We start from the raw sequence: 13078 nt of genomic DNA, 5'->3' as shown, positions 1-13078 counted from the left end.
CGGCCCACGAGGAGGACCCCGTGTACCTGCCGCCCCAGCCCCCGCCCCCTCCACCGCCCCCGCCCTACCCGCTGCCGGGGCACACCCACGTGTACGACGGGTGGGGCGCCGCCCCTCCCCCGCCGCCCCGGCCCGGGCACCGCCCCGACCTGCGCGCCGCCGTCCTGCTGCTGCTGCGCGAGCAGCCGCACAGCGGGCACCGGATCGCCCAGGAGCTGGAGCGCCGCAGCCTGGGGATGTGGCGGCCGCGGCCCGGATCGGTGTACCCGGTGCTCCAGCAGTGCGAGGAGCAGGGCCTGGTGCGCGCGACCGGCGCCAAGGGCTCCCGGCTGTTCCACCTCACCGAGGAGGGCGCCCGGCACTGCGACGAGGACGCCGAGGAGTGGGGCACCCCCTGGGACACGTGGCGCGACACGGCCGACGAGGGCGTGCCGGAGCTATACCAGCAGCTGTCCCAACTGAGCGCGGCCGTACGGCAGGTGGGCACGGTCGCGTCCGGAGCACAGGTCGAGCGCGCGGGCCGGCTGCTGGCGCGCACCCGGCGGGAGCTGTACCTGCTGCTCGCGGAGGACGACGACGAACCGGAGGGCGACGCGCCTGCGCGGTGAGCGGGGCCCACCGGGGGCGAGGGGACGCCGGCGTCACGGCGTCACGGTGAACCACCTGACGTGGAAGGCAAGTTGTCCACATGCGGACCACCCCGGTGCGCCCGCGCCCCGCCCCGCCGTACAGTCGCCGGGCCCCGCAAGGGGCGCACGGCCCGAGGAGGGACCTTGTCGAGTGGGTCGGCCGATTCCCGGCACGACGTGTCCCCGGAGCGCGACGCCGCCCCGGACGTACCGCTGCGGCGCAACCGCGGCTTCCAGCTCCTGTGGACCGGCTCGGTCTTCGCCTTCCTGGGCAAGGAGATCGCCGAACTCGCCTATCCGCTCGTGGTGTTGGCGGTGACCGGTTCACCGGGCTGGGCGGGCGCCTTCGGCGGCGTACAGATCTTCACGTCGCTGCTGTGCGGGGTGCCCGCGGGCGAGCTCGCGGACCGCTACGACCGGCGGCGGCTGCTGCTGTGCGTGGAGGCGCTGCGGGCACTGGCCACCGGCAGCGTGGTGGCGGCCTTCCTGCTCGATTCGGTCTCGCTGGCGCACCTGCTCGCGGTGGCGGTGGTGGTGGGGGCGGCGCAGCCGCTGGGCGGCTCGACGCGGATGCTGCTCGTGCGTTCCCTGGTGCCGCCCCGGCAGCTGACGGCCGCGCTCACGCAGGAGGAGGTGCGCAGCCACGCCGCCGCGCTGACCGGACCTCCGCTGGGCGGCGCCCTGTACGCGGTGGCGCAGGTGGTGCCGTTCCTGGTGACCGCCTTCTCGTTCACCGCGTCGCTGGTGCTCACGCTGTTCGTGCGCCCGCCCGTGGAGGCGCCGCACGCGCCGATGCGGGCGGATGACAAGGAGCCGTTCGTGGCGCGGATGACGGTGGGGCTGCGCGCACTGTGGAGCCGTCCGACGCTGCGCGCGGGCACCCTGTTCGCGGCGGCGATGAACACCGTGACCGCTCCGGTGATCCTCACGGTGGTGGTGCGGCTGCGCGAGCAGGGGATGTCCAGCACCGCGATCGGCTTCACCACGATGGGCCTCGCGGTGGGCGGACTGGCCGGCACGGTGCTGGTCGCGCCGCTGCACCGGCTGCTCGGGCCGGGGGTGCTGATGCTGTGGCTGGGCGGTACGGCGTTCGTGCTGATCGGCTCGCTGGCGGCGCCCTGGGGCCGGTGGTGGCCGACGCTGGCCCTGTTCCTGCTGGGTCTCGGCGGGCCGTCCATGCGGGTGCTCGTCGACATCCTGATTTTCCGTCAAGTTCCCGACGAGCAGCGGGGAAGGGCGGTGGCGGCGTGCATGACGGTGTTCGGCGCGGGCGCCTCGCTCGGCGTGTTCGCGGCGGGCCAGCTCCTGGAACACGCCTCGGGCGCCGTCGCCGTACTGGTCCTCGCCGGGGTCCTCGCCGCCGCCTGGTGCGTGGGGCTGCGCACCCGGGAGCTGCGCCGCGCCCAGTGGCCCGAGGAGCACGAGGCAGCCCGGGCCGGGTAGGCCCCCCCGTCGCGCGGAGGGGACCGGGCAGGCCCCGTCGCGCGGACGGCACACGGGGGCGCGCGGAGGCCCGTTACTCCTGTAAGCGGCTCCGCCGTTTTACCGGTCGGGCAACCGGGTTCACCCCTTCACGCCAACTCCACAACATCTCCTGTTGACAACCACTCTCACCGGTCCGGAAGATGTGCCTCGATTCGGGACGCGCGTCCGCCTGGCCGCGGCGCGCCCGCACCGGGGTACGCGCATGCTCCGGGAACCGGTCGCAGCACCCGCACTCGCAGCACTCCGCACACAGTCGACTCGACGCGGTTGACGGTCAGGACGGGGAACGATGGCTCTGGAGCGCACCACGGCGTGCCGCCGCAGCACCCGCTCCCGCCCACAGCGGCTCTGACCGGACAACTCCCGGCGTGCACAAGGCCGTTGCCGCATCCACGCGGCATCCGTGGCGGCCGTCCGGAGATCCGCGGCTACGCGCGGAGACCGGCGGCGGACCACGGCGCGCCCCCGCGCCCCGGGATCGATGCGATATCGATGCGATTCGGCCGTGAGGTCCGACATCACAAGGGGCAAACGTGTTAGACACCAGCCGGAATTTCGAGCAGGATCCTCGAAATCCCGTCGAGTCCGTCGGCGAATTATCCCCGCCGACGGACGCCGCCATCAGCAATGCCGAACAGATCATCCAAGAGGCGCTGACAATCTACCGCACGGGCCTGGCCCGTACAATTCGCCGCATCGACATGGGCGCGGTGCGCGAAATACTCCGCGCGGCCTCGCTGACCCTGCGCAGGCAGCGGGTCGTCGCCCACGTCGCCTGGCGCGAGGACGTCGGGCAGGAGTTCGCCGAGTTCTGCGGCCGGGACATCCTCGGCCCGGGCCACGGGCTTCGCCTGCTGCTGCACCGCGACGCCACCCGCGCCCCGGCCGCCCGCCACCGGCTGCGCAGGCTGATCGAGGCCGGGGCCGAGGTACGGCTCTCCCCGGCCCCGCCGCCCAACCTGATCACGCTGGGCCCGGACACCGGAGTCGTACAGACCGAGGACCGCGAGGAGCCGAGCGGGCTGCTGCTCCAGCACACCGAGATGGTCGACCTGCTGCGCCGCGTGCACGGTGCGCTGTGGGAACAGGCCGTCTCCCCCATCCACGCGCCACCCGTACCCTCCGTCCACGCGCCACCCGTACCACCCGTCCACGCGCCACCCGCCCCGCACGGGCCGGCGGCACCGGTGCCGCCGTTCCCCCCGGCGCCGCCCGCGCTGGCGGCCGTGCCGAGCGGCCCCTCCGGCGCGGACGCGGCGGGCGGTCCTTCGCTCGGCGTCCTGGGCCGGATCGCCGCCGACTCGGTGCAGAGCCAGGTGCTGCGGCTGCTGTGCTCCGGCGCCAAGGACGAGGCGGCGGCCCGGCAGATGGGCGTCTCGGTGCGCACCTACCGGCGTTACGTCGCCCGCATCCTCAAGAGCCTCGACGTCACCTCGCGCTTCCAGGCCGGCATCCGGGCCGCGGAGCTGGGGCTCGTGGCCCACCGCGCCTCCTGAGGGGCGCCCTCCGCCGCACGGTCCGGCCGGGCCGTGTCCGCAAGCGGACCTCGGGGCCCCGCACCGGGGCCCCGGGTGACAGGTAGATGACGCGGAAGGGGCCCGGCGGGCCTTGCTCCCGCCACGAACGCCTCCATAAGCTGCGTGCGGCGCGGAATTCCAGCGGGAGCCGACGAGATCCCGGCTCCCGCTCGCTTCACTTCCGGATCACCGCCGAATGACCTCCGCATCACCGCCGATTCACTTCCGAATCAATCACGGATCACTCCCGAATCATTCGCGGCCCGTTATCCACCGCGGCCGGACGATTTCCCTGACGCATCCCAAGGGGACGGAATGTCGAATCCCTTCGACGACGAGTCACGCCTTTTCAAGGTCCTGGTGAACGCCGAACTCCAGCATTCGCTCTGGCCCTCCGGGATCGAGGTCCCCCAGGGCTGGACGACCGCCCTCGACGACTCCCCGCGCGAGACGTGCCTGGCGCACGTGGAGGAGCACTGGACGGACCTGCGTCCGCGCAGCCTGCAGGACCGTACGTGACCAGTGCCACGGACCGGCCGGACCTGGCGGCCGGGCTGCGCCTGGACGGGCTGCACGGCTCGCTGTCCTCGCCCACCACCAAGTCGATGAACTTCCTCAACGAGGTGGCGCAGCACTACCCCGACGCCGTCTCCTTCGCCGCGGGCCGGCCCTACGAGGAGTTCCTGGACCTGGAGTCGGTGCACCGCCAGATCGACCGCTTCGCCGCCCACCTGCGCGAGCGCTGCGGCGGCGACGAGCGCCGGGTGCGCGGGACGCTGCTGCAGTACGGCAGGACCAAGGGCATCATCCACGAACTGATCGCCCGCAACCTGGAGTTGGACGAGGGCGTGCACGTCGACCCGGAGGCCGTCGTGGTCACCGTCGGCTGCCAGGAGGCCCTGTACCTGACGCTGCGGGCCCTGCGCCGCGACGAGCGCGACGTGCTCCTCGCGGTGATGCCGACCTACGTGGGCGCGGCGGGGGCCGCCCACCTGGTCGACATGCCGGTGCTGCCGGTCGCCCCGTCCGCCGACGGCGTGGACGTCGACGACCTGGTGGCCGTCGCCCGGGCGGCCAGGGAGCGGGGGCTGCGGCCGCGCGCCTGCTACCTGGTGCCCGACTTCGGCAACCCCTCCGGGCTCAGCTTCGGCCTGGAAACCCGCGAGCGGCTCATCGAGGCCGCGCGCGACAACGGACTGCTGCTCCTGGAGGACAACCCGTACGGCCTGTTCGGCCCGGAACCGTCCGAGGGCAACCCCCCGTTGCCCACCCTGAAGTCCCTCGACCGGTCCGGCACCGTCGTCTACCTCGGGTCCTTCGCCAAGACCGGCAACCCCGGCGCGCGCGTCGGCTACGTGGTGGCCGACCAGCGGGTCACCGGCCCCGACGGCCGTACGGAACTGCTCGCCGACCGCCTCGCCGAGCTCAAGAGCATGCTCACGGTCAACACCTCGCCCCTCGCACAGGCCGTGATCGGCGGCAAGCTCCTCGAGAACGGCGGCAGCCTGCGCACCGCCAACTCCCGCGAGAGCGCGGTCTACCGGCGCAACCTCCGCCTCGTCCTGGAGGGCCTGGAGCGCCGCTTCCCGGCCGGGCGTCGCCCGTACGTCACCTGGAACCGGCCCTCGGGCGGCTTCTTCCTGGTGTGCGCGCTGCCGTTCGCGGCCGGCGACGACCTCCTGGAGCGGTGCGCGCGCGAGCACCGGGTGCTGTGGACGCCCATGCACCACTTCTACGCGGGCGGCGGGGCCCGGCGCGATATCCGGCTCTCGGTGAGCCACCTGGAGCCGGACGAGATCGAGACGGGCCTGGACCGGCTGGCCCGGTTCGTGTCCGCGCACGACGCCTGAGACCGCACGACGCCTGAGACCGCACGATGCCTCAGATCGCATGACGCCCGACGCCGCACGACGCCCGAGATCGCATGACGCCCGAGACCGGCCGCGACGGCCTTCGACCGACACCGCCCGGAAAGGGGTGACGTGGTGCTCCCGCTGTCCTTCGCCCAGCGATGCCTGTGGTTCCTGTACCGGCTCGAAGGCCCGTCGGCGACGTACAACATCCCGGTGGTGACGCGCGTCGCGGGACGGCTGGAGCCGGCGGCGTTCACCGCCGCGGTACGGGACGTGGCCGCCCGGCACGAAGTGCTGCGCACCGTGTACGCCGAGGTGGCGGGCGAACCGGTGCAGCGCATCCTGGACGAGGCGGACGTCCCCGTGGAGTTCCTGGCCTGCGCGCCCGGCGAGGTGGCGGCGCGGGCCGCCGAGGCGACCGGTCACTGCTTCGACCTGTCGGCCGAACTCCCCCTGCGCGTACGGGTACTCGACCTCGGGCCCGAGGAGTCGGTGCTGGTGATGGTGGTGCACCACATCGCGGCCGACGGCTGGTCCATGGCGCCCCTGTCGCAGGACCTGTCCACCGCCTACGCGGCCCGCCTGGCCGGGGGCGCGCCCCGCTGGGAGCCGCTGGAGATCCAGTACGCCGACTACACGCTCTGGCAGCGGGAGCTGCTCGACGCCGAGGGCCCGTCCCAACTCGCCTACTGGCGGCGGGCCCTGGCGGACCTGCCGCAGGAGCTCGCGCTGCCGGTGGACCGGCCGCGGCCCGCCTCGGCCGGCTACCGGGGCGGCAGCGTGCCCGTGCGGCTCGGCGCGCAGGAGCACGCCCGGCTGCGCGCGGTGGCGCGCGAGCGCGGGGCTTCGGTGTTCATGGTGGTGCAGGCGGCCGTGGCGGCGCTGCTCACCCGCATCGGCGCGGGCACCGACATCCCGCTGGGCACGGTCGTCGCCGGGCGCGGGGACGCGGCCCTGGAGGACCTGATCGGCTTCTTCGTCAACACCCTGGTGCTGCGCAACGACACCTCCGGCAACCCCACCTTCACCGAACTCGTCGACCGTACGCGAGCGGTGGACCTGGCCGCCTACGACCACCAGGACCTCCCCTTCGAGCGCCTGGTGGAAGACCTGTCCCCGGCCCGCTCCCTCGCCCACCACCCCCTCTTCCAGGTGTACGTGTCCATGCAGAGCGGCGGCATCGCGGACTTCGAACTGGCCGGTTTCGCCTGCCGCCCGGAGCCGGGGCGCGCGGACATCGCCAAGTTCGACCTGTCGTTCTTCCTGGCCGAGTGCGAGGACGGGGACGGCGCGCCCGCGGGCCTCGACGGGTTCGTGGAGTACGCCTCCGACCTGTTCGACCGCGGCACCGCCGAGGCCCTGGCCATACGTCTGGAGCGGGTGCTGCGGCAGGTGGCGCGGGACCCCGGGGTGCGGATCGACGACCTCGACGTACTGGACGCGGCCGAGCGGCGGAGGCTGCTGGACGACTGGAACGACACCGCGCGGCCGGTGGCCGCCGCCTCGCTGGCCCGGGCCTTCGAGGAGCGGGCCGCCCGCACCCCGGACGCGCCGGCCGTGGCGTACGGCACCACCACATTGACGTACCGTCAACTCAACCAACGAGCCAATCAGTTGGCCCGCCACCTGGTCGGTCTGGGGGCGGGGCCCGAGCGGCTCGTGGCGCTGGCGCTGCCGCGTACGGAGCGGATGGTCGTCGCGCTGCTCGCCGTGCTGAAGTCCGGCGCGGCCTATCTGCCGCTGGACACCACGCACCCGGCCGACCGCCTGGCGTACACCCTGGACGACGCCGGGCCCGCGCTGGTCCTGGTGGAGTCGGCGACCGCGGGCGCGGTGCCGGGCGGACGTCCGCTCGTGGTCCTCGACGAGCCGGGCACGGCCGCGCGGATCGCCGCCGGGTCGCCCGCCGACCTCGCCGACGCGGAGCTCGGCGGCCCGGTGCCGCCGGACGCCGCCGCGTACGTCATCTACACCTCCGGCTCCACCGGCCGCCCCAAGGGCGTGGTGATCGGCCACGCCGCCGTGGTGAACCTGGCGCTGGCGCTGCGCGACCACCACGGCCTCGGCCCCGGCGACCGGCTGGCGGCGATCACCACGGTCTCCTTCGACGCCTCGGTGGCCGAGCTGTACCTGCCGCTGGTCTCCGGCGCCTGCCTGGTGCTCGCCCCGCGCGACGCGGCGCGCGACCCCGGCGAACTGGCCGCACTCCTTCGGCGCCACGAGGTCACCGCGCTCCAGGCCACCCCGAGCCTGTGGCGCTCCCTGGTCGCCGAAGTCCCCGACGCCCTGCGCGGGTTGAGGATGCTCAACGCGGGCGAGGCGCTCCCGGCCGACCTGGCGCGCGACATGGCGGCGCTCGGCTCGGCCGTCGTCAACCAGTACGGCCCCACCGAGACCACCGTCTACTCCACGCTCCTGGACGTCTCCCCCGGCGCCCGCACCGTGCCGATCGGCCGGCCGCTCGCCAACACCGCCGCGTACGTGCTGGATCCGGGCCTGCGCCCGGTGCCGACGGGCTCCGCGGGCGACCTGTACCTGGCCGGCACCGGGGTGGCCCGGGGCTACCTGGGGCGGCCCGGCCTGACGGCGGGGCGGTTCGTGGCGGACCCGTTCGGGGCCCCGGGCTCCCGGATGTACCGCACCGGCGACCGGGCCCGGTGGCGCGCCGACGGCGTCCTGGAGTACCTGGGGCGCGACGACTTCCAGGTCAAGGTGCGCGGCTTCCGGGTGGAGCCGGGCGAGGTCGAGGCCGCCCTGGCCGGGCACCCGGGCGTCGCCCGGGCCGTGGTGGTCGCGCGCCCCGACCGCTCCGGCGCCCAGGGCCTGGTCGGCTACTTCGTCGCCGCCGCACCGGGCGCGGCGGACCCGGCGGCGCTGCGCGACCACCTGGCGGCCCGGCTGCCGGACCACATGGTGCCGCCGCACCTGGTGGAGCTGGACGCCCTGCCGCTGAACGCCAACGGCAAGCTGGACCGCGCCGCGCTGCCCGAGCCCGAGCGGCCCGCGGGCGGGCGCGGGCGGGCCCCGGTGACGGAGCGCCAGAAGACGTTGTGCGCCCTGTTCGCCGAGGTCCTGGGCGTGGACCAAGTCGGCCTGGACGACGGCTTCTTCGACCTGGGCGGGCACTCACTCCTTGTGATCCGGCTGGTGGGCCGGATCCGTGAGGCGCTGGGCGTGGAGCTGCGGGTGCGCACCGTGTTCGAGGCGCCGACCGTGGAGCGCCTGGAGCGGGCCCTGGACGCGGCCGGGGCGGACCGCGCAGGCGAGGGCGTCGGGCCGGTCCTGACACTGCGGTCCGGCGGCGCCGGGCGGCCGGTGTTCCTGCTGCCCCCGGCCAACGGCCTGGGCTGGGCCTACTCCGCGCTCCTCGCGCACCTGCCGCGCGCATGCCCGGTGCACGCACTCCAGGACCCGCGCCTGGACGACCCGGAGATGACGGCGTTGGACCTGCCCGGGCTGGCGGCCGCGCACCTGCGGCGGCTCCGCGCGCTCCAGCCGGAGGGCCCCTACGTGCTGGCCGGCTGGTCGCTCGGCGGCGTCCTCGCGCAGCACCTCGCCCGGCTCCTTGAGTCGTCGGGTGAGACGGTGGCGCTGCTCGTGCTCCTCGACGCGCCGGCCGGCGGCCCCGACGGCCCGGCGGCCGGGATCGCGGAGGCGGTGTACGTGGCCGTGGACGGCGCGGCCGAGCTGCCGCCGGGCACCTCCACGTACCCCACCGCCGGCGAACTGCGGGCCGCGCTGCCCGGCGGGCACCCGCTCACCGACCTGCCCGACCGGGTCCTCGAACGGCTGCCGAGGGTGGCCCACGAGAACCTCCGCGCGGCAGCCGCGCACCGGCCGCTGCCGGTGCGCGCCCGGACGCTCGTCCTCGACGCGTCCGAACCCGACCGTCCGGGACCACCGCCCTCGGTGGCCTGGAAGCCGTACCTCAACGGAGAGGTGACGGCCCATCAAGTGCCCTACGGGCACTTCGAGATCGTCAAGGCCGACGCCCTGCGGGCGATCGGACCCGTCCTGCGGAACGAGGTGAACGACATTGGCTGAGGAACAGGTCAAGGAGCTCGTCAGGAGCGCCCGTCGGAGCTGGGGGTGGACGTACCGGTGACCACCGCACTCCGCCTCCCCAACCCGGGCGCGCTGCGCACGGCGGGCGCCGTCCCGCTGAGCGGCTCGCCGATCTCCCGGATCACCGGCGTCGGCACCGCCACCCCGGCGAACTCCTACACCCAGGCCGAGCTGCTCGACGCGTTCGGCATCGAGGACCGCCGAATCCGGTCGGTCTTCCTCAACAGCGCCATCGAGCGCCGCTTCCTGACGCTGCCGCCGCAGCTGCCCGACGGCACCCGCGCCCAGGAGGCGCAGGGCCAACTCCTGGCCAAGCACCGCTCCGAGGGCCTCTCCATGGGCGTACGGGCCGTGCAGGCCGCGCTCAAGCGGGCGGGCCAGGAGCTCGCGGACGTCCGCTACCTCACCTGCGTGACCACCACCGGCTTCATGACGCCCGGCTTCAGCGCGCACCTGATCCGCGAGCTGGGCATCGACACCCACTGCAGCCGCCTGGACGTCGTCGGCATGGGCTGCAACGCCGGACTCAACGCCCTGAACGCCGTGGCCGGCTGGGCCCACGCGCACCCGGGCGAGCTGGCCGTGATGGTCTGCATCGAGGTGTGCTCGGCCGCGTACGTCTTCGACGGCACCATGCGCACCGCCGTGGTCAACAGCCTCTTCGGCGACGGCGCGGCGGCGATCTGCGTGGTCAGCGGCGAGGAGGTGCCCGCGCCGCGCGCCGAACGCGGCCCGGACCTGCTGAAGTTCGCCAGCGGCATCATCCCCGAGGCGATCGGCGCGATGCGCTACGACTGGGACGACCAGGCGGGCCTCTTCAGCTTCTTCCTCGACCGCGACATCCCGTACGTGGTCGGCGGCCGGGTCGAGACCGTGGTGGACAAGCTGCTGGACGGCACCGGGCTGCGGCGCAGCGACATCGGCCACTGGCTGGTCCACTCCGGCGGCAAGAAGGTCGTGGAGTCGGTGATGGTGAACCTGGGCCTGACCCGCTACGACGTCCGGCACACCACCGCGGTGCTGCGCGACTACGGCAACCTCTCCAGCGGCTCCTTCCTGTTCTCCTACGAGCGACTGCTCGACGAGGGCCTGGTCCGGCCCGGGGAGTACGGGGTGCTGATGACCATGGGCCCCGGGTCGACGATCGAGACGGCACTGGTGCGCTGGTAGCGGGCAGCCGGGCCGCGTCGGGCGGCCCGCGCACACCCGTGGGACGCACTCCTGGGCCGCGCCCGTGGCCCCTGGAGCGCGCCCATGAGTGCCACGTCACACCGCACACGTCACCTTCCACGCTGCACGCTTCACGCTTCACACACGGAGAGGCAAGGCATTGTCCGCACGGACTGCGACGGCCGCCACGGCCGGTATGGATCCCACCACCACGCCCCGCGAGACCTCCGGCACCCCCGGCGCGGGCGCCGGCCCGGAGCTGCGCGTCGACTCGGGACGCGCCCTGTCCCCCGCGCTGGTCGCCGAGCTCGACGCCTTCTGCGACGAGCTGGAGTCCGCCGCCGGCGAGGGCCGCCCCGTCGGCGTCCTGCTCCTGGGCGGCGGTGCGGGCGACCGCGATCTGCGCGGCGACGGCGTCGACGTGCACCTGGTGAGCAAGTGGGAGCGGGCGCTGCGCCGCATGGAGCGCCTCGGCGCGCCCACGCTGGCGCTGGCCGAGGGCGAGTGCGGCGGCGTCGCGCTGGACGCGCTGCTCGCCGCCGACTACCGGATCGCCCGCGCGAACACCCTGTTGCGGCCGCACGTCAGGCCGGACGGGGTGTGGCCCGGCATGGCGCTGTTCCGGCTCGCCAGCCACGCGGGCGCGGCCCGGGTGCGGCGCGCGGTGCTGTTCGGCACGCCGGTGGCGGCCGGGGAGGCGCTGGAGCTGAACCTCCTCGACGAGGTGGTCGGCGAGGGCGAGCGTGAGGCGGCGGTGAAGGCGGCCGTGGAGCTGCTGACCGCGTTCCCGGGCGCCGAACTGGCCGTACGGCGGCGGCTGTTGATCGACGCGACCAGTGTCAGCTTCGAGGACGCGCTGGGCAGCCACCTGTCGGCGTGCGACCGTTCGCTGCGGCGCGAGCGGGAGGCCGGGGCCTGATGGCCGGCACCCACGGTCCGGGGCACGGGTCCGCCGCGCACGAGGAGGTGGCCGGGGAACTGTCGACCGCCCGCAAGGCGCTGCTCGCGGGGGCGGCCGAGGCGGAGGACGTGCTGGCGGCGCTGCCCGACCCGGCCGACCGGACGCCGGAGCAGCGGGAGGCCGCCGCCACGGCGAAGAGCGCGGCGCGGGGGCTGCGCGGCCGGTTCCTCTCGGTGCACGCCGACGCCGTGTACGAGGAGCTGACCGGCGGCAGGTCGCGGCGTCCGCGCCTCGCCGAACTGGCCGGCGCCGCGCCGCTGGCCTTCCCGGGACTGGTGCCGACGGCCGAGCAGATGGCCGAGGAGCGGGGCCGGGCGCAGGGGCTGAAGGAGGGCCGGGAGATCGACCAGGGGCTGCTGTTCTCGCGGCTCCTCGAATCCCCGCTCGCGGGGCGGCACTTGATGGACTCGATGCTGCTGCCGACGCCGCGCGCGCTCGGCCTGCTGGCGGAGTTCCGGCGCTCCGGCGCGGTGGACCTGGGTTCGGTACGGGTCGAACGGCGCGGCTCGGCCGCGTACCTGACCATGTGCCGCGAGGACAGCCTCAACGCCGAGGACGACCGCCAGGTCGACGACATGGAGACGGCCGTCGACCTGGTGCTGCTCGACCCGGCGGTGGGGGTGGGGGTGCTGCGCGGCGGCGAGATGACGCATCCGCGCTACCGGGGCCGGCGGGTGTTCAGCGCCGGGATCAACCTCAAGGCCCTGCACGCGGGCGACATCTCGCTGGTGGACTTCCTGCTGCGCCGGGAGCTGGGCTACATCGCGAAGCTCTCGCGCGGACTGCTCGTGGACCACGACGGGGCCTGGCACTCGCCGACGGTGGTCAAGCCGTGGGTGGCGGCGGTGGACACGTTCGCCATCGGCGGCGGGGCGCAGCTGCTGCTGGTCTTCGACCGGGTGGTGGCCGCCTCCGACGCGTTCCTGAGCCTGCCGGCCGCGCAGGAGGGGATCATCCCGGGCGTCGCCAACTTCCGTCTGCAGCAGGCCGCGGGGGCGCGGCTGTCGCGGCAGATCGTGCTGTGGGGCCGCCGGATCTGGGCGACCGAGCCGGACGCGCGGCTGTTCGTGGACGAGGTCGTGGAGGGGGACGGGATGGACCGTGCGGTGGACGCGGCGGCGGAACGCCTGGACAGTCCGGCGGTGGTGACGAACCGTCGGATGCTGCGACTCGCGGAGGAGCCCCAGGACGCGTTCCGCGCGTACATGGCACAGTTCGCGGTGCAGCAGGCGCTGCGGCTGTACAGCGAGGACGTGATCCGCAAGGTGACCAGGTTCTCCACGGCGCACCTGAGCTGACCGGTCACCGGCCACCGGTCGGCCGACCGGCCGTCACGGGTGACATGTCACCGCGCATCCGTCACCGGTGACATGTCACTGCTCGCCGGTGACCTGTGAC

9 protein-coding genes are annotated in these 13078 nt (G+C 74.4%); all 9 read left to right on the top strand.

The annotated features are described in order from the left end of the window. Positions 1-20: 20 nt before the first annotated feature. On the top strand, positions 21-608 hold the full coding sequence (locus ABT160_RS04815; RefSeq protein WP_351643553.1) for a PadR family transcriptional regulator: 588 nt from the start codon (positions 21-23) through the stop codon (positions 606-608). Positions 609-773: 165 nt separating this feature from the next. Beyond that, positions 774-2072 carry an MFS transporter gene (locus ABT160_RS04810; RefSeq protein WP_351643550.1) on the top strand — a complete coding sequence of 433 codons (1299 nt, stop codon included), beginning with the start codon at positions 774-776 and terminating at the stop codon, positions 2070-2072. A 575-nt stretch (positions 2073-2647) separates the two neighbouring features. After that, complete coding sequence (locus tag ABT160_RS04805) at positions 2648-3610, top strand: response regulator transcription factor (protein ID WP_351643547.1); 963 nt, start codon at positions 2648-2650, stop codon at positions 3608-3610. A gap of 336 nt (positions 3611-3946) precedes the next feature. Then, entirely contained in the window at positions 3947-4150 is a 204-nt protein-coding gene (locus tag ABT160_RS04800; RefSeq protein WP_351643545.1) for an MbtH family protein, read from the top strand. Continuing rightward, on the top strand, positions 4147-5481 hold the full coding sequence (locus tag ABT160_RS04795; RefSeq protein ID WP_351643544.1) for an aminotransferase-like domain-containing protein: 1335 nt from the start codon (positions 4147-4149) through the stop codon (positions 5479-5481). Before ABT160_RS04800 ends, ABT160_RS04795 begins: the two co-directional genes overlap by 4 nt. Before the next feature lie 132 nt (positions 5482-5613). Next, positions 5614-9528 (top strand): non-ribosomal peptide synthetase, encoded by a 3915-nt coding sequence (locus tag ABT160_RS04790; RefSeq protein ID WP_351643542.1) that lies wholly within the window; start codon positions 5614-5616, stop codon positions 9526-9528. Between the two features lie 93 nt (positions 9529-9621). After that, entirely contained in the window at positions 9622-10719 is a 1098-nt protein-coding gene (gene dpgA, locus ABT160_RS04785; protein ID WP_351643688.1) for a 3,5-dihydroxyphenylacetyl-CoA synthase DpgA, read from the top strand. 160 nt (positions 10720-10879) lie between these two features. After that, complete coding sequence (gene dpgB, locus ABT160_RS04780) at positions 10880-11638, top strand: enoyl-CoA-hydratase DpgB (protein ID WP_351643540.1); 759 nt, start codon at positions 10880-10882, stop codon at positions 11636-11638. Then, positions 11638-12978 carry a (3,5-dihydroxyphenyl)acetyl-CoA 1,2-dioxygenase DpgC gene (dpgC, locus tag ABT160_RS04775; RefSeq protein ID WP_351643537.1) on the top strand — a complete coding sequence of 447 codons (1341 nt, stop codon included), beginning with the start codon at positions 11638-11640 and terminating at the stop codon, positions 12976-12978. The genes dpgB and dpgC overlap by 1 nt, the downstream gene beginning before the upstream one ends. The last annotated feature ends 100 nt before the right edge of the window (positions 12979-13078 follow it).

The organism is Streptomyces sp. NPDC001941, from assembly GCF_040296945.1.
In the GTDB taxonomy this organism is placed as follows: domain Bacteria; phylum Actinomycetota; class Actinomycetes; order Streptomycetales; family Streptomycetaceae; genus Streptomyces.
Note: the sequence above shows the minus strand (reverse complement) of the source record. Positions and strands in the feature narration are given on the sequence as shown.

Excerpts from the sequence above, each read along its gene's own strand:
- ABT160_RS04800 (WP_351643545.1), top strand. The coding sequence starts at position 3,947 with ATGTCGAATCCCTTCGACGACGAGTCACGCCTTTTCAAGGTCCTGGTG.
- dpgC (WP_351643537.1), top strand. The coding sequence starts at position 11,638 with ATGGCCGGCACCCACGGTCCGGGGCACGGGTCCGCCGCGCACGAGGAG.